This is a genomic window from Stappia albiluteola, assembly GCF_014050225.1.
In the GTDB taxonomy this organism is placed as follows: domain Bacteria; phylum Pseudomonadota; class Alphaproteobacteria; order Rhizobiales; family Stappiaceae; genus Hongsoonwoonella; species Hongsoonwoonella albiluteola.
In genome coordinates, this window is the sequence record NZ_JACFXV010000048.1 from 230,134 (window position 1) to 246,699 (window position 16,566).

Annotated in this window: 18 protein-coding genes and 1 tRNA gene; 9 read left to right on the forward strand and 10 right to left on the reverse strand. The window is 61.1% G+C overall.

All coding sequences use genetic code 11. The annotated features are described in order from the left end of the window. The first annotated feature begins 34 nt into the window (after positions 1-34). Together H2509_RS09265 and H2509_RS09270 are read left to right on the forward strand one after the other, a co-directional pair. A complete protein-coding gene (locus H2509_RS09265) occupies positions 35-1,588 on the forward strand; it encodes a sigma-54-dependent transcriptional regulator (RefSeq protein WP_182164579.1) in 1,554 nt (517 codons plus the stop codon). Between the two features lie 316 nt (positions 1,589-1,904). Then, complete coding sequence (locus tag H2509_RS09270; protein ID WP_235974844.1) at positions 1,905-3,719, forward strand: DUF882 domain-containing protein; 1,815 nt, start codon at positions 1,905-1,907, stop codon at positions 3,717-3,719. Positions 3,720-3,787: 68 nt separating this feature from the next. Here the strand turns inward: H2509_RS09270 and H2509_RS09275 are convergent, their stop codons facing one another. The 3 genes from H2509_RS09275 to H2509_RS09285 are packed head-to-tail and all read right to left on the reverse strand — an operon-like array spanning position 3,788 to position 5,244. After that, the gene (locus H2509_RS09275; RefSeq protein WP_182164583.1) at positions 3,788-4,051 is read right to left on the reverse strand and encodes a DUF2312 domain-containing protein; all 264 of its coding nucleotides are present in this window, start codon (positions 4,049-4,051) and stop codon (positions 3,788-3,790) included. 45 nt (positions 4,052-4,096) lie between these two features. Then, positions 4,097-4,402 carry a DUF1244 domain-containing protein gene (locus H2509_RS09280; RefSeq protein ID WP_182164585.1) on the reverse strand — a complete coding sequence of 102 codons (306 nt, stop codon included), beginning with the start codon at positions 4,400-4,402 and terminating at the stop codon, positions 4,097-4,099. A gap of 26 nt (positions 4,403-4,428) precedes the next feature. After that, positions 4,429-5,244, reverse strand: coding sequence for an N-formylglutamate amidohydrolase (locus tag H2509_RS09285; protein ID WP_182164828.1), 816 nt, complete (start codon positions 5,242-5,244; stop codon positions 4,429-4,431). Positions 5,245-5,401: 157 nt separating this feature from the next. Here H2509_RS09285 and H2509_RS09290 point away from each other — a divergent pair, with 157 nt between their 5' ends. The 3 genes from H2509_RS09290 to pyk all read left to right on the forward strand — a co-directional run bounded on the left by H2509_RS09290 (position 5,402) and on the right by pyk (position 8,508). Continuing rightward, positions 5,402-6,373: a DMT family transporter gene (locus H2509_RS09290; protein WP_182164587.1), complete on the forward strand. Its 972-nt coding sequence runs from the start codon at positions 5,402-5,404 to the stop codon at positions 6,371-6,373. Positions 6,374-6,583: 210 nt separating this feature from the next. Beyond that, on the forward strand, positions 6,584-7,075 hold the full coding sequence (locus tag H2509_RS09295; RefSeq protein ID WP_408022669.1) for a DUF1036 domain-containing protein: 492 nt from the start codon (positions 6,584-6,586) through the stop codon (positions 7,073-7,075). Continuing rightward, positions 7,072-8,508: a pyruvate kinase gene (gene pyk, locus H2509_RS09300; RefSeq protein ID WP_182164589.1), complete on the forward strand. Its 1,437-nt coding sequence runs from the start codon at positions 7,072-7,074 to the stop codon at positions 8,506-8,508. The genes H2509_RS09295 and pyk overlap by 4 nt, the downstream gene beginning before the upstream one ends. Before the next feature lie 45 nt (positions 8,509-8,553). On the opposite strand, the gene H2509_RS09305 is transcribed toward pyk, so the two are convergent. From H2509_RS09305 to cpdR, 5 genes are all read right to left on the reverse strand, one after another. After that, positions 8,554-9,561 (reverse strand): alpha/beta fold hydrolase, encoded by a 1,008-nt coding sequence (locus H2509_RS09305; RefSeq protein ID WP_182164591.1) that lies wholly within the window; start codon positions 9,559-9,561, stop codon positions 8,554-8,556. 34 nt (positions 9,562-9,595) lie between these two features. After that, positions 9,596-10,270, reverse strand: a complete 675-nt coding sequence (locus H2509_RS09310; protein WP_182164593.1) for a tetratricopeptide repeat protein — start codon at positions 10,268-10,270, stop codon at positions 9,596-9,598. A gap of 109 nt (positions 10,271-10,379) precedes the next feature. Further along, positions 10,380-10,505, reverse strand: coding sequence for a type B 50S ribosomal protein L36 (gene ykgO / locus H2509_RS09315; protein ID WP_182164595.1), 126 nt, complete (start codon positions 10,503-10,505; stop codon positions 10,380-10,382). Positions 10,506-10,696: 191 nt separating this feature from the next. Further along, positions 10,697-10,771: transfer RNA gene (locus H2509_RS09320), tRNA-Val, on the reverse strand. Between the two features lie 159 nt (positions 10,772-10,930). After that, entirely contained in the window at positions 10,931-11,290 is a 360-nt protein-coding gene (cpdR, locus tag H2509_RS09325) for a cell cycle two-component system response regulator CpdR (protein ID WP_182164597.1), read from the reverse strand. Between the two features lie 227 nt (positions 11,291-11,517). On the opposite strand from cpdR, the gene H2509_RS09330 reads away from it, so the two are divergent. Together H2509_RS09330 and hisN are read left to right on the forward strand one after the other, a co-directional pair. Continuing rightward, positions 11,518-12,408, forward strand: a complete 891-nt coding sequence (locus H2509_RS09330) for an N-formylglutamate amidohydrolase (RefSeq protein WP_182164599.1) — start codon at positions 11,518-11,520, stop codon at positions 12,406-12,408. A 379-nt stretch (positions 12,409-12,787) separates the two neighbouring features. Next, complete coding sequence (gene hisN / locus H2509_RS09335) at positions 12,788-13,573, forward strand: histidinol-phosphatase (RefSeq protein WP_182164601.1); 786 nt, start codon at positions 12,788-12,790, stop codon at positions 13,571-13,573. 13 nt (positions 13,574-13,586) lie between these two features. Here the strand turns inward: hisN and H2509_RS09340 are convergent, their stop codons facing one another. Then, positions 13,587-13,901 carry an ArsR/SmtB family transcription factor gene (locus H2509_RS09340; protein WP_182164603.1) on the reverse strand — a complete coding sequence of 105 codons (315 nt, stop codon included), beginning with the start codon at positions 13,899-13,901 and terminating at the stop codon, positions 13,587-13,589. Between the two features lie 113 nt (positions 13,902-14,014). On the opposite strand from H2509_RS09340, the gene H2509_RS09345 reads away from it, so the two are divergent. Next, positions 14,015-15,190: an aminotransferase class V-fold PLP-dependent enzyme gene (locus tag H2509_RS09345; RefSeq protein WP_182164605.1), complete on the forward strand. Its 1,176-nt coding sequence runs from the start codon at positions 14,015-14,017 to the stop codon at positions 15,188-15,190. A gap of 16 nt (positions 15,191-15,206) precedes the next feature. Beyond that, positions 15,207-15,593: a DUF427 domain-containing protein gene (locus H2509_RS09350; protein WP_182164607.1), complete on the forward strand. Its 387-nt coding sequence runs from the start codon at positions 15,207-15,209 to the stop codon at positions 15,591-15,593. 15 nt (positions 15,594-15,608) lie between these two features. On the opposite strand, the gene H2509_RS09355 is transcribed toward H2509_RS09350, so the two are convergent. Beyond that, on the reverse strand, positions 15,609-16,544 hold the full coding sequence (locus H2509_RS09355) for an alpha/beta fold hydrolase (RefSeq protein ID WP_182164609.1): 936 nt from the start codon (positions 16,542-16,544) through the stop codon (positions 15,609-15,611). Positions 16,545-16,566 lie beyond the last annotated feature (22 nt).

A 16,566-nucleotide genomic window follows, 5' to 3' on the forward strand; every position in this document is an offset into this window, starting at 1 on the left:
ATTGGCACAGATTCCCGGGACCGAGGCGCAAGGCATGGATCAAATCAGCGGCAGGATACTCGTTGTCGATGACGATCCCATCCAGCGGCGCCTGCTGGAAGAGGCTGCCAAGCGTTTCGGCTACCGCGTGAGGACGGCCGAAAACGGCCTGGAAGCGCTCAACATCATGTCAGGCCCGGAAGGTGGCGACATCGATGTGATGATCCTCGACCTCGTTATGCCCGAGCTTGACGGAATGGGGGTCATCACGAAGCTGCGTGAAAGCCGTATCGGCGTACCGATCATCGTCCAGACGGCCCACGCGGGTATCGAAACCGCGGTCAATGCGATCCGCGCCGGCGCCCAGGATTTCGTCGTCAAGCCGGTTTCCCCCGAGCGGCTGGAAGTTTCGGTGCGCAATCTGCTGCGGGCTTCCGCCCTTGAAGGCGAGATCACCCGCATCCGCAAGCAGACCGCCGGCACCTTCACCTTCGACGACATCGTCACGCGCTCCGAAGCCATGGAGCGGGTGCTCAGGGTGGGACGCCGGGCGGCGACGTCGCAGATCCCGATCCTGATCGAAGGCGAATCGGGCGTCGGCAAGGAACTGGTCGCCCGTGCCATCCAGGGCACCAGCGACAGGAGGGCACGTCCCTTCGTGACGGTGAACTGCGGTGCCATACCCGAGCATCTGGTTGAATCGATTCTCTTCGGCCATGAAAAGGGGGCCTTTACGGGAGCGGTGGAGAAACACACAGGCAAGTTCCAGGAAGCGCATGGCGGCACGCTGTTTCTCGATGAGGTCGGCGAGCTGCCGCTCGATATCCAGGTGAAGCTGCTGCGCGCCCTCCAGGAGGGCGAGATCGATCCGATCGGCGCCCGCCGGCCGGCGCGGATCGACTTCCGCCTGATTTCGGCGACAAATCGCCGGCTGATAGATCTCGTGAAGGAAGGCCGCTTCCGCGAAGACCTTTACTACCGCCTCAATGTCTTCCCGATATGGCTGCCGCCGCTGCGCGACCGGATCGAGGACATTCCGGACCTCCTGCGCCATTTCCTTGCCCGTTTCGCCGCTGAGGAGGGCAAGCCACAAGTGCGCTCGGTCGCACCGGATGCCATGAACATGCTGATGGCCTATCACTGGCCGGGCAATATCAGGCAGCTGGAGAACGCTGTCTTTCGCGCCGTGGTCCTGTGCGACGGCGATCATTTGCAGGTCGAGGACTTTCCGCAGATCGCGTCGGCGCTGGAGCCGGGATCATCGCGCCATGCAGCCCCGGGCACTCCCGCGAGGCAGCCGATAGCTGAAACCCCGGCCGCAGAACTTGAGCGTCGAGAGGCCGCTGCAACGCCGGAACCGCCATCGGCAGCGGCTTCGGGCTTCTCCGCCTCGCTACCCCCCTTCGGCTTCATCCGAAGCCACGACGACGAGGGCCATATCCGCTCGCTCGCTACAATCGAAGAAGAGATGATTCGAGCGGCGATAGATCATTACAGCGGACGAATGACGGAAGTTGCCCGGCGCCTTGCGATCGGCCGTTCCACTCTCTATCGCAAGCTTAAGGACTATGGCCTCGAAGAAACCGCCGATCGGGATGCAGCAGAATGACGCACCCCACACATGACGTTACGGAATTGTTAAGGCACCGATTTCTTTAAGGAATGAACCGACTCGACTCTGGCGGTGGATAGTGGTTTCTATGCCACGGGCGCATTATTTCGAGAGGTGATGCGTATCTGCCACGATTTGCTCTCATTTTTGAATACGGTAAAAACTTCTTAACTCGGTGCCCGCTACAACCTTTTCTCGGGGGGTGGATGGGCCGGCCCTGAGCGGCCGGATAGTTAGCGAGACACGAACCTTGCTCGATGCGTATGTCCACAAGTTTCGAGACAGCGCCCGGTCGCTAGCGACTGCGGCGCTTTTGACTATCGGGGTCGGGCTTTTTGCCGCTAGCAGCGAGGCAGCCGCCGAAACGCGCTCGCTCAAGCTCTACAACACCCATACGCATGAACGGGTGGAGATCACCTTCAAGAAGAACGGCCGCTACGTGTCTTCCGGCCTGCGCGATCTGAACCGGTTTCTGCGCGACTGGCGGCGCAATGAAAGCACCCAGATGGATCCGAAGCTGTTCGATCTGATCTGGGAGGTCTACCAGAAGACGGGCACCAGCCAGCCGATCCATGTCGTCTCCGGCTATCGTTCTCCCGCCACGAACAACATGCTGCGCTCCCGTTCCCGCGGGGTGGCAAAAAACAGCCAGCACACCCGCGGCAAGGCGATGGATTTCTTCATCCCCGGTTTCGATCTGGCCAAGCTGCGCGCCCTCGGCCTGCGCAAGGAAGTCGGCGGCGTCGGCTTCTATCCGACATCCGGATCGCCATTTGTACATATGGATACCGGAAGCGTGCGCCACTGGCCGCGCATGACCCGTTCGCAGCTCGCCAAGGTTTTCCCGGACGGGGTCACGATCCACGTACCTTCCGACGGCAAGCCGATGCCGGGTTACCAGCAGGCCCTGGCTCGCCACAAGAAGGGAGGCCCGACACCGACGCTTGTCGCCTCCAACGACGAACCAAGCACAAAGGGCCAGAGCCTGACCAATGCGTCCCGCGATCAGGGAGGCATTATCCGCCCGAGTGGCGGCAATTCCTCCGGCAAGAGCTTCCTCGCCTCGCTCTTCTCGGGCGATGGTGAGGACGGCGAGGACAATGGTCCGGATACAGAAAGCGCTTCGGCTGAAGACACGAAAGTGCGCGTTGCTGCCGTCAGGCCCGAGACAGCCGATAATGGCGCACTCCCAGGCGTGAAGGCCGCGCAGGATCAGGCGGCCGGGCGGTCGAGCTCCGGCAAAGATGCCGCCGTCGCCATCGCAGCACCGCCCGTACCGATCCAGAAAGAGAATACGGCGGATGGCGAAGACGCCGCGCCGGCGGCCACGATCCTTGCCGGCGTCCTTCCCCGTTCCAAGCCTGCGAACCTGATTACCGTTGCCGAAGCGCCTGCGGCACCGGGCACGCTCGATGCACAAGCCCAGCGCCTGCGCACCGGCAAGCCGGCTATCGAAACGGCGGCAGACACGCTTGGCGGCTTCATCCAGACAGCGTCGGCGGCCCAGGAAATAACGCCAGTGGCAGCCGAGCGCTTCGAGCCGGCCTTCAGTTCCAGACCGCAGGTGAAACCCGAAGCCGTCCTGGCGCTTGCAGCTGCATCGCACGCGGCGATACCCCGGCCCGCGCCGGCCAATGGCGTCGATGCGATCGCTGCTGCAACTCAAGGCGATGTCGGCCGCAAGAAGGGCGGACAGGCCCCGCTCGGCAACGCCGTCCTCGCGTATGGCGCAGCGCCGACCACAACCGCAAGCCTTGGAGGAAGCACGGCTCCTTCCCTCACAGGACGAGCCGCGCAAAACGCCGCGCCGCAGTCGGCTCGACCGGCGGCGCGCACCGGTCCATCGCTGTCGGGCCAGGTCCCGATTGCACCGATCGATGACCCGCTGGCACAATTCGCAGCCTTGCCTGACAGGGCCGCTACCCCGGGCATCATGTCCGGCCGGGTTTCCGCCAAGGCGATGGCCTTTGCCTCTTTCAGCCACCCCAATCAGCGTCAGCTTGGCGAACTGCTGGCAACGGCCAACCGGATATTGCCGGTTCGCTTCGAGAAAGCCCGCAAGTGGCCGCTTGCCGACAGTTTCGAAGGCGAAGCCGTTGTCCTGCTGCCGGTGATGACTATCCGCTGAGAGATTGCAGATCCGGAAAATAAAAAACGGCCGCAAGGGCCGTTTTTTATTTCGGAGTATCGAATTGCCTAGCCCTCGCCGGCCGCACCGGCCATGCCGAGCGCGTGCATGTAGAGGTCGAGGACAGCTTCTTCCTCCTCGCGCTCATGAGGCTTTTTCTTTCTCAGCGAAATGACCTTGCGCAAGACCTTGATGTCGAAACCGGTACCCTTGGCCTCGGCATAAACATCCTTGATATCGTCCGATATCACCTTCTTTTCTTCTTCCAGCCGCTCGATGCGCTCCACGAAGGCACGCAGCTGATCGGCTGCCACTCCGTCTGGATTGGCCATTACGCTCTTTCTCCTGCTTCAAGAAATTTCCGAGGCCAAAGCCTCTCAATGATCCGGCTTGTTGTCCTCGAAGGCCGCCAGTTGCTCTTTGCTGGCGTCCGCCTGGTACTTCGCCTTCCACTCGCCATAGGGCATGCCGTAGACGATCTCTCTCGCTTCTTCCCTGTCCAATTCGAGCCCCTTGTCGCGCGCCGCGTCCTGATACCAGTTCGAGAGGCAATTGCGGCAAAAGCCAGCGAGGTTCATCAGGTCGATATTCTGAACGTCCGTACGGTTGCGCAGATGCGACAGCAACCGCCGGAATGCGGCAGCTTCAAGCTCGATCTGCGTCTTCTCGTCAATTTCGGTCACTGGTCATCGCTCCGCTGAAACGATCTTCACACCCGACTGTCGGCACGAGAGCCGAAATGCTCGATACGATGCAACTCCTGCAGTCTCAGCAGTCGCTGCAGAATAGGGGTCAGCCGGTCGGCCCAGGCTTCGACGCCCTTGCGCTCGCCGATCAGGTCCTGCCTGACTTCCAGAAGCGCATGCGGCAACCCGCGCACCGTGCCATGCCTGTACATGCAGTCGTTCTTCAGACAACCGTCATAGGGTTCGTTGTCACCGACGACAAGCTCCGCGTCCTCTTTCAACGCTTCCAGCAGCGCTACAGGAAAGCGCGGGTCGCGATCCCACAGGACACCGGCGTGCCAGGGGCGCGGCACACTTCGCCAGACCGGCGTGTAGGAATGCACTGACAAAAGCGCGGGGACCCTTCCCGCCTCGAGATGGACGTCAATCAGCCGATCGATCTCGGCATGATATGGCTTGTGGAAGCGCTGCAACCGCGCACTGCGCTCGGCTTCATCCACGCGGGCGTTGCCCGGCACCACTGCCCCGTCGGACAATCGCATCACCAGCGTAGGATCGTCCTCGCCCCGATTCGGATCGATCAGCAGGCGCGAATAGGTCGTCATCACGGCCGGGGCATCGAAGCGCTCCGCCAGAAGCAGCGTAAGGTCCCGTACGCCGATGTCATATCCGATATGGCGCTCGAATTCCGACTGCGGCAGGCCAAGATCGCCGTAGTCCGACGGCATTGCATTAGAGGCATGGTCGCAGATCAGGATGAGCCCGCTTTCCAGGCTGCCTGGCCGCGTTTCGAAGACCGCGGTATCGGGCGAGGCGGCGGAGGTAAAGGCTTTTGGCATGTTTTCGATCGTCACCTTCGGGCGCTCGCGGCGGCGCCAAATCGGTCTATCCCTTGGAAAGAGCGCCGGCTGTTGATCAGATTGCGCTTGACCGGGCAGCGTGCTTGAAGTGAGCGTTACGAATAAACGAGCTTTGCCTCCGGACCAACCGTCTTTGATGTCTTCTCCGCCGAGTTCTTCCGCGCCGGCTTCGGTCGATCCGCAAGTCGCGCTTGCCCTTGCCGCCCTTGTCGGCGGTGCGATCGCCATGGGCGTCTCGCCGGTTTTCGTCCGCTTTGCCGAAGTCGGTCCGTTCGCCAGCGCGTTCTGGCGCGTTGCCCTGTCGCTGCCGCTGCTTGCCGTGTGGGCTAGACTGGAACTGCGGGATGGCAAGCCGGCAGCCCCGTGGAATCGCGCGACCGTTATCGCGGGGGCCGTGTTTGCCGGCGACCTGTTCTTCTGGCACCTCGGCATCCTCAACACCACGATCGCCAACGCGACTTTCCTTGCCACCATGGCGCCGCTCTGGGTGATGCTCGGATCCGGCGCGCTGATCCGCGAACCTGTCACGCGATCGATGGTGATCGGGCTTGGGCTGTGCCTTTTGGGCGCTGGCGCTCTTGTCGGATCAAGTCTCGGTTTCGCGCCCGAACGGCTGGCCGGCGACGCCTATGGCTTCCTGACATCGATATTCTTCGGCGGCTATTTTCTCGCCATGCGCTTTGCCCGACGCGGCGAAGGTGCCAGTACTCCCGGGCTGCTGCTTTATCGCTCCACGATCATCACCGCCATCGTGTTGTTCTTCGTCGCTCTCGCGCTCGACGACGGCTTCCTGCCGAACAGCTGGAAGGGGGTCGCGGCGCTCGTGGCAATTGCCTTTTTCAGCCAGACCGCCGGCCAGGGCCTTCTGACCTTTGCGCTTGGTCATCTGTCGGCCGGCTTTTCCGCGCTTGTCATCTTCCTGGAAGCGATTGCCGCAGCCGCAGCCGGCTGGCTGCTTCTTGGCGAAGCTCTTTCCGGTTTGCAGGCACTGGGTGGATTGGTGATTCTCGCCGGCATATTCGTAGCCCGTCCGCGATCACGCATGCGGGCGCGAACCTCTGCCTCCCAAACAGGCTCGCTTGGCACTCCGCAGGCGTCCGGCGACTGATCGGAAGGGTTGGATATCTGTCGATGTCATTGCTTTTTGCCGTATTTTCGTCGCGATACGACAGTAGCGCTGTCTACGCAGGCGCAGAGTGGCAGAATTCCGCCAACCTTACATTGACCAATGCGAACGCACATCACCCGGTCGTGATTGACAATCCTGTCAGCACTCAGCAATAAGATTTCTCGCGAAAGCCGTGGCACGAGTGACCGAATGATGAATAATGGCGATGAACGCCAAGACACGGCAGTAGACGGACTGATGAAATTTTCAGCATCTGCTGCTGCCGCGATAATTATATCACTGGTCTTCATCGCGTCCTCCAGCTCTGATGCGAAGGCTGACCTGCGCCTTTGCAACAAGACCGAGAGCCAGGTCGGCGTTGCTATCGGATATAGGGAGAAGGCCGACTGGGTGACGGAAGGTTGGTGGAACTTGCCCGCCAACAGCTGTGAGACACTGGTGCCCGGCCGGCTCGTATCACGCTATTACTATATCTATGCCGTCGATTACGACCAGTTCGGCGAATGGGGCGGACGCGCCTATATGTGTACGCGCGAAAAGGAATTTACCATTCAAGGCATTGAGGACTGCGTCGCTCGCGGATATGAACGGACAGGTTTTTTTGAAATCGATACCGGCGAGCAATCGAGTTGGACCGTCCAGCTGACCGAACCGGTACAGGAAGGAACAGGTGGGCGATGAGGCGGAACAGACGGGTCAAGATCCTGGCAACTTTGGGCCCGTCGTCTTCCGATCAAGAGACGATCGAGAAGCTCTATCGCGCAGGTGCCGACGTCTTCCGCATCAACATGAGCCACACCGATCACGCGTTGCTGAATACGCTGGTCGGACGCATCCGTGCCGTTGAAGAATCCGTCGGCCGGCCGATCGGCATCCTTGCGGACCTGCAGGGGCCAAAGCTGCGTGTCGGTACCTTCGCCGATGGCTCGGTCATGCTGGAAAACGGCGCTCCGTTTATCCTCGATGCCGACGCCGCGCCTGGCACCATCGACCGGGTCCACCTGCCTCATCGCGAAATACTGGAAGCCCTGCAGCCCGGTCACCGCCTGTTGCTCGACGACGGCAAGATCCGCCTGGTCGTCCAGCAGGCAAGTGCGACGAGGGCGAACTGCATTGTCGAAGTGGGCGGCAAGCTTTCCAACCGCAAGGGCGTCAGCGTTCCGGATACCGAGATCCCCGTTGGCGCGCTTACGCCGAAGGATCGCAAGGATCTCGAGGCCGCGCTCGACGCGAAGGTCGACTGGATCGCGCTTTCCTTCATCCAGCGACCCGACGACCTTGCCGAGGTCCGCAAGATTACCCGCGGTCGCGCAGGTGTCCTGGCAAAGATCGAAAAGCCGCAGGCCATCGACCGCCTTCCCGAAATCCTGGAACTCTCGGACGCCCTGATGGTGGCACGCGGCGACCTGGGCGTCGAAATGCCGCTTGAGCGCGTTCCGGGCCTGCAAAAGCAGATCACGCGGGCTGCGCGCAGGGCCGGCAAGCCGGTCGTCGTCGCCACCCAGATGCTGGAATCGATGATTTCAGCTCCTGTTCCGACGCGTGCCGAAGTGTCCGACGTGGCCACGGCCGTCTTCGAAGGCGCGGATGCCGTGATGTTGTCGGCGGAGTCGGCAGCTGGCGAGTTCCCCGTCGAAGCGGTCGAGACGATGGACCGCATCGCGCAGGAAGTGGAGCGCGATCCGAATTACAGGGCGATCATCCACGCCCAGCGCGCCGAGCCTGAGGCAACCGGCGCCGATGCCATCTCCGCTGCTGCCCGGCAGATCGCCGAGACGCTGAGCCTCGCCGCCGTGGTTTGCTACACCTCCTCGGGCGCCACGGGCCTGCGCGCGTCGCGCGAGAGACCGTCGGTGCCGGTCATCGCGCTTTCCCCGGTCGTTGGGACTGCGCGCCGCCTGTCCCTTGCCTGGGGCCTGCATTGCGTTGTCAGTGAAGATGCCCATGACGAGGAAGACATGGTCGATCGCGCCTGCCGCATCTCCTATTCGGAGCATTTCGCGAAGCCCGGCCAGCGCATCATCATCACCGCTGGCGTCCCCTTCGGCACGCCGGGTTCGACCAACATGCTGCGGATCGCATTCGTGGGAAGCGACGGCCGGGGCGGCATCTGACCTCTTCCGATCGGCGCAATCCGGCGGCGGCAGCCTTGGTAGGGCTCACGCGGCCGGTTCGGATGCCTGCACAAGCTCCTTGCGCTCCGGAGTCCGCGATCTTTCCACGACGTCCTCAATGGCGGCGACCACTTCGGCGGTACGGCTGTGATGAGGCATATGCCCGGCTCCTGGCAATTCCCGCAGTTCGGCATGGGGAAGATCTCTGGCAAGGCCAGCCGAATGGATATGGGCATAGACGATCCCGTCACGATCGCCAGTCAATACGATCGCGGGCACCGGTATTGAGGGATATTGCCGGGCGGCCTCGCTCACATGCGCGTGGAGCCTCGTCACGTCCCGCGCATTGGCCCGGAACGTTTCCGGCCTGAACAGAAGTGGCAGAGCAATCTTCTCCAAATAATCCGGAGGCGCTTTGTCGGGTGCGAAGACCGAGTCGATGGTGCGCGGCGCCAGGAGTTCGCCCACCGGCAAGGTCAGGGTCCGGGTAAAGAGCTTGCCGATGAAAGGCGCCGCCGCGACTTCGTAGTACCAGGTAACGCCACCTTCCCAGGGATGTGTGGCCGGCGCCACGAAGACGATGCCTTTGACGATATCAAAATGATTAAGGCCCAGCTCCACCGCAACGGATCCGCCCCAGGAATGCCCCACCGCGACGACGTGGTCGGCTCCAAGTTTCCGCAGCAACTCCGCGACAAGGCCTGCCTGCAGGCGCGGTGAATGCGCCTTTTCGCCACCACGGTCGGAGAAGCCATGCCCTGGCCGATCGACGAAGACCAGCCGGTATCGGTCGCCAAGGGCATCGGAAAAGGCAAGCTTCTGATCGAGAAGATTTCCGCTGGCCCCATGCAGGAATACCAGCGTCGGATCGCCGGTCCGCCATCCGTCCGGAACCATGTCGACCACATGAAGCCGCACGCCGGCGACATCGTGGAACTGGCCGGAGGGCTCAAATTCCGCCTGAATATGCCGGCGACGGTATTCGGTATAAAGGGCGGCCGCGAAAAGCGCCGCCGCAAGCAAGACTGTAAAGCTGACGACGGCCGTCTTCATATCTTTGCCCTGCGGTCGCCGGTTCGAGCGCCTCTCAGATCGGCTGACCGGCAGTTTCCTTTTCCAGATCCTCTACCGCTTTACGGGCATTCGGGCTGTTTGGATTGAGTTCCAGCACCCGCTTGAAGGCCTGGAGGGCGTCGCTCGGCCGCTCGAGGCGGCGCATGATGATTGCAAAGCCGGAGATTGCGCCCCAGTGGCGCGGCTCAAGGGACAAGGTTTTTTCGATATCGATCAACGATCGGCCGAAATCCTCCTGGAGGTAGAAGATCGTCGCGCGCCTGTTCCATCCCTCCGCATAGTCCGGCGCGAGGACGGTGACGGTGTCGAGAAGATCAAGCGCAAGGCCATAATTCTTCGCTTCCATAGCCGCGGCGGAGCGCGCCATCAACAGATCGATGGTCGGGCTCCCGGACCTGAGCCAGATCAGCTGAATCTTGGTTGCAATGCCTTGTGCGGCCTTGTCGTCTGTCGTCGCCTGCAGTTCGGCAAAGAGCTTGTCCAGCTCCTTTTCCGCCGACTGCTCCGGCTCCAGGGCAGGCGCCGGGTCCGTAATCGCGTCGTTTTCCGGAGGCGCGGGCAGATCCTCGAGCGAAGGAGGACTAAGCTCGGGCGGAAGCAGTTGGTCCTGCGCCATACCGGGATTGATCGGGAGGGCCAGGCAGCCGAGCAGTGACAGAAGAGTTGAAAACGCAAGAAACCGTCGCATCGGAAGGATTATGGCCTCCACGATGCGGCGGTCAAGCATGCTCAAAAAGACTTGAGGAAGACGTGCACTCTTCACTCGGCGCCCGACGGCAAATGCCGGACGAGAGCGATCAGCCCTGGCGAGCCTTGAAGCGCGGATTCTTCTTGTTGATGATGTAGATACGGCCCTTGCGGCGAACCATGCGGTTCTCGCGGTGCCGGCCCATCAGCGACTTGAGCGAGTTCTTGATCTTCATGTCACACGTCCCCGGATCGGGCTGGGAGCCATGGCCGCCTCTGGCTACCCCTGGCATCCGTTAAACGAAGCGGGCGCCGAGGCGCCCAAGTGATCCAGCCCGGGGATCGTTCGCGCAACGACAAGGCTGCTGCGTCTCGCTCCGTTTCCAGGCAGGTTGCGAAGCTTCACCTGAGCGAAGTTTCGCGAAAATGGTGGGCGTGACAGGGATTGAACCTGTGACCCCTACGATGTCAACGTAGTGCTCTCCCGCTGAGCTACACGCCCGAAACTCGTTCGGATCGCGGCGCAACCGCCGCAGTGGCAAGCGATATAACGGGCTTCAGCACGGCACGCAAGCCCTCTTGCCAAACTTCTTCAGCCTTTGCGAGCGACCTGCGGGAGCGGTGGAAAACATCTCCCGCCGGGTCTTGCCGCCAGCGGATATCAGGCCGCGAGCATCCGCTCCACTTCCTGCACCAGGTCGCGCAGATGAAAGGGTTTCGACAGCACCTTGGCATCCTTTGGCGCATTGGAGTCCGGATTGAGAGCCACGGCCGCAAATCCCGTAATGAACATGACCTTCAGGTCCGGATCGAGTTGCGTCGCCCGCCGCGCCAGCTCGATGCCATCCATCTCAGGCATCACGATATCCGTCAGGAGCAGCGAAAAGGGCTCCTCGCGAAGGCGTTCATAGGCGCTTTTGCCGTTATCGAAAGAGACGACATCGTAGCCGGCATTCTGCAGCGCCTTGGCCAGAAACCGGCGCATGTCATTATCATCTTCCGCCAGAAGGATCCGTGCCATCCTGATTTCCATTTCCCGATGCGTGCCTGATGGTCCCGCTTCCCATTTTGGCACAGACTCACTTAGTCTTATAAGGCCGCAACACCGTAAACATCCAGTGAAGCGCGTTTGGCTGTGGACATTGGGGCGGCGAAGCAGGCACACTTCTGTTTCGCGGCGGGCAGCGCCTTCCCGATAGGATGACAAGCGGTCGGCAAGAAGCAGAGAGGAAGGCGGGACGAGGCGAAATGAAGGTTGTCACCGGCTTTGAAGATACGCCCGCCTACGAAATTCTCGCTCCGTCCCGATTGCGGCTGCCTTTCGTTTTCAATTCTCCTCATTCCGGACGCTGTTATCCGCTGAACTTCCTCAATGCGTCGAAGCTGGAGGCACCGGCAATCCGACGTTCGGAAGATGCCTATGTCGACGAGTTGTTCATGCCCGCCGTCGCCAGGGGCGCTCCCCTGGTGCGGGCGCATTTTCCCCGCGCCTTCCTCGACGTGAACCGCGAACCTTACGAACTCGACCCCAAGATGTTCGAGGATCGGTTGCCGGCTTATGCCAACATACGCTCGATCCGCGTTGCGGGAGGGCTCGGAACGATCGCCCGCATCGTGGGCGAGGCGCAGGAGATCTATCGCGGCCGGCTGTGCATCAATGAAGTGCTGTCGCGCATCGAGACGATCTACAAGCCTTATCACCGCACGCTGCGCAGGCTTCTCGCTGAAACGCACGTGACCTTCGGCTACGCGGTGCTGATAGATTGCCATTCCATGCCGTCGACGATCCGCAATGCCGATGGAGGACGGCGGCCTGATTTCATTCTCGGCGACCGCTATGGCACAAGCTGCTCGGCCTCGCTTGTCGATGCGGCCTTTGAGAGCCTGAACGCCATGGGTTATGCGGTCAGCCGCAACAAGCCTTATGCGGGCGGCTTCATCACGGAGCATTACGGACGCCCCGCCAAAGGGCTGCACGCCCTTCAGATCGAGGTCAATCGCGGCCTCTACATGGACGAGCAATCGATGGAAAAAAGCGAGGGCTTTCAGCGACTTGCCAATGACATCGCCTGCTTCGTAGCCGAGTTCACAAGCCTGCCGGCCTCGGGCATGGATCTCGGCGCCATTGCAGCGGAATAGCCTCTTCCCGGCCAAGCCCCAAAAAAAGAGGCCGCACTCTTTCGAGGCGGCCCGAGTCTAGGGAGGAAACGCCCAAGGAGGGCGGCGCTCAGACGCAAAGCGTCATATCGCGCTGCAATAATCTCTCATCGCACTGCACAAAGGTCAAGTGGATTTCAAAACAACCGCGTTAGAGTGGTAAATATACCACATGATTGCGCGCAAAAATGTTGAAATTGCCACACATTCGAAGTGGAATAACCCGCAAGGTGGCGACTGCACAGCGAATCGACGCACTTGCGGCGATCCGATTGCCTTTTCGCTGGGTCGTGGCTATCGAAACATCTTCCGCCTCTCACTCCGGGCAGGGAACGCCCTGCCCTCATGAAAAGCTCGATGAATGGCTGACCGCACCGATCTCACCGCATTCATGCATGACCTTGCCGACGCTGCGACGGCAGCGATCATGCCGCATTTCCGGGCAGCAGTGGACGTGGAGAACAAGGAGGCCAAGGGCTTCGATCCGGTGACGATTGCCGATCGCGCGGGCGAAGAAGCAATGCGCGACCTGATATTGAAGACCTATCCGAGCCACGGTGTCCTGGGTGAGGAACACGGCAACCATCAACTCGATGCGTCTCATATCTGGGTGCTCGACCCGATCGACGGAACCCGGGCCTTCATCACCGGCCTGCCGACCTGGGGCACGCTGATTGGCCTCAACGAGAACGGGCGGGCAAGCCTGGGCATGATGGCGCAGCCATTTATCGGCGAGCGTTTCCATGGCGATGGCAAGGAAGCCTGGCTGCAGTTCCAGGGCGCCCGGCGCCAACTCCGCACGAGAGCGTGCAGCCGGATCGAGGACGCGCTGATGTGCACCACGGACCCCCGCCTGTTCATGGGCGGCGAGCAGCCGGTCTTCAAGCGCATCGAGCAGGCGACGCGAAACACGCGCTACGGGACGGATTGTTACGGCTTCAGCATGGTCGCGGCCGGCCAGGTCGACCTGGTCATCGAGACGGGGCTGAAACCCTATGACATCGTTGCCCTCATCCCGATCATCGAAGGCGCGGGCGGTGTCGTGACCGACTGGAGCGGCGGCCGCGCGGAACAGGGCGGACAAGTGGTAGCCTCCGGCGACCCGCGTCTGCATGAGAAGGTGCTGCGCGAATTGGCAACGGCCTGACAAGCCGGAAAATTCAGACGCGCTTGGCGAGTTCTTCCTGCAAGGAGCGGATCGCCTCCTCATTGCGTTTGTAGAAGACGCTCTGCTTGATCCGCTTCGGCCGCACAAGGTTGGCGCCCGCCAGCATCTTCATGTGCACGCTCGCACTCGGCTGGCTGAGGCCGAGCTTTGCGGTAATGAAATTCACGCAAACTCCATCCTCGACCAGATCCCCATCCCGCTGCGGCGGGAAATGAGCGCGTGGATCGCGAAGCCATTCCATGATCTGCAGTCGCACAGGACTCGACAGAGCCTTGAGCGCAGCGGTGATTGACTCCTCATCCTCCATTATATAATCACCATCCTATATAATATAATTCCTATATAGGTGATGCTCTATATAGGAGCTTGTTCCACCAATTCCAGTGGCAGGCTCAACGTCTTTTCGGTGAGATCCTACTCGTGAGCACCAATACGATGCGACAGGGCATACCCCATGTCGATGACTTCATCCACCTCAACAACGCTGCGGGCTCTCTTGCGGATCAGCGAGTTCATGACGCCATCAAAGCCCATCTCGAGCTAGAGGCGAGAAGCGGCTCGACGGAGGCGATGAATGCGGTTTCCAGCAAACTGGAGCAGCTCTACTCCGCCGTTGCGGCGTTCGTCGGTGGCACCGCTGATCAGATGCTTGTTGCCGACAGCCATACCAATGCCTGGCAGAGGCCTTTTCTCGCCGTCGACCTGAAACCCGGCGATGTCGTGCTCGTGGGATCGTCAGAGTGGGGCGGCAACCTTTCGATGATCCATCACACCTGCCGACGCACAGGAGCAAGCTATAAGGTCGTTCCGGATGATGCGTCGGGGCGCATGGATCTGCGGACATTCGAATCCGCACTGAAGGATAAGCGGGTCAAGCTCGTCTGCACCACCTGGGTTGCGGCGACTTCCGGGCAAGTCAACCCGGTCGAAGAAATCGGCGAGTTGATGCGGCAGACCGAAGCGCTTCATTTCGTCGACGGAGCACAGGCGATCGGCCAATTCCCTGTCGACATCCGCAACCTTAATTGCGACCTCTTGACCGTAAGCGCGCGCAAGTTCGTGCGCGGCCCGCGCGGGACGGGCTTCGCCTGGATCAGCAAGCGGTTTCTTAACGAATACAAACCGCTTGGCGTAGACCAGTTTGCGGCTCCCTGGGAAAACGATGCTCCGCATCTGCGCGGTGATGCGCGACGCTTCGAAACCGGGGAAAGCAACTACGCAGCCAGGCTTGGCCTCCTGTCGGCGCTTGAGCTGATCCTCACACGAGATATTTCGGCCGATTTCACAGTAATCAAGGAATTGGCCGCGCAAGCCCGGGCAAGGCTTTCGAGTACCGAAGGCATAACGGTGCTTGAGGGCAACGAAGGCTCTTGCGGGCTGGTTACCTTCCTGGCGGACGGCGTGGCTCCGGCCAAAATTGCCGCCGACCTCAGGCAAAGTCGCATAAACATTTCAGCGCCAACGACACGCTATGGACCTCTCTACATGGCCGCCCGTGGCTGGAACGCGATCAATCGGCTCTCTCCGCACGCCTTCAACACGGCGGATGAAATCGACAAGGCCTGCGATGCCATCGCGACCTCCGTCAAATCCTGAAACCGAGGAGCCTCCAATGGCACCAGACGAAATCATCGTTGCCTGGAAAGGACATATCCGCATGTCGCGCGAACCGGCCGAAGTCATCGTTAAAGTCGATGGCGTCGAGATCGCCCGCAGCAGGCGTGCGATCCGCTTTTCGGAAGGTACACGAGCGGACGTCTTCTACATACCGATGACGGATGTCAGGCAGGAAGGCCATCTCGGTCCTTCCGAACTGAAAACGACCTGCAAATGGAAGGGACAGGCTTCCTACTTCACCGTGGCTGCCGCTGGCAACGTCCACGAAAACCTCATCTGGGCCTATCCGGACGCCTTTGATGAAGTGGCGCAAATCCGCGATTGCATTGCCTTCGATACGACAAACCCGTCCGTCGAAATGATGTTCCGACATCCATCGTGACGGAATCGCCCGACTTCATCGAGCGGCGAAAAAGGCATCCATCGCGGTCAGCGCCTGATCGCGATGGAAGTCCTTTTCCATCAGGATTTCGTGCCGCGCACCGGGCAATTCCACGAAGCGGGCGGAACGGGTACGGCGGGAAAAATGCTCGGTCGCACGGGTTGAAACGATACGGTCCTCGCCAGCTGCAATCATCAACACCGGCAGATTGAGCGAGGGGCCGAAGTCGGGCGCGTTGAACCGCTTGATCACCCGGCAGGCGGCCGCCAGCCAATCGATCGTCGGCGCTCCGATTTCCAATACGGGCGATGCATCCAGGATCTCGAAGGTCCGCGAAAAACGGCGCTCGTCCGATGTCAGGAAGTTTCCCTTGAAGGGCTCGCGGATCGACGGCTTGCCGCCAGGCACAAATGCTGTGCCCAATCCGATACTCGAAAGCGCGTGGGAAAGCGGCGAGATGATTGCCGGCGGCCAGCCCACCTTGCCAAGGCCGATCAGCGGCGAAGTGAGAACCGCCCTTTCGAAACGCGTGCGCAGACGCTCGGCGCCATAGAGCAGAACAGCGCCGCCGGTCGAATGGGCAAGCGCGTAGTGCGGGCCGGGCAGCTCGGCCAGCGAAATCTCGCTCAGGATCGTTTCCAGGTCACTCAGGTAGTCCGAGAAGTCGTCTATATGGCCACGGCGCGGATTGGTCAGCAGGCGATCGGAACCGCCCTGACCGCGCCAATCGAATGTGACGACCGCATAACCTCTTGCTCGCAGATCCTCGATCGTCTCGAAATATTTCTCGATGAATTCCGCCCGCCCCTGCAGCAGCGTGATGGTGCCTTTCAATGGCGTCGCCGAGGCTTTCCAGTATGCAAAGCGGATATGGGAACCGCCCGGGACCCGGCACGCACCGACGGTCGCCCCATCGGGAATCGGATTGCCGGGAAGATCAACAAGCTGCATGGACGGCCCTCGTTAACAGGGA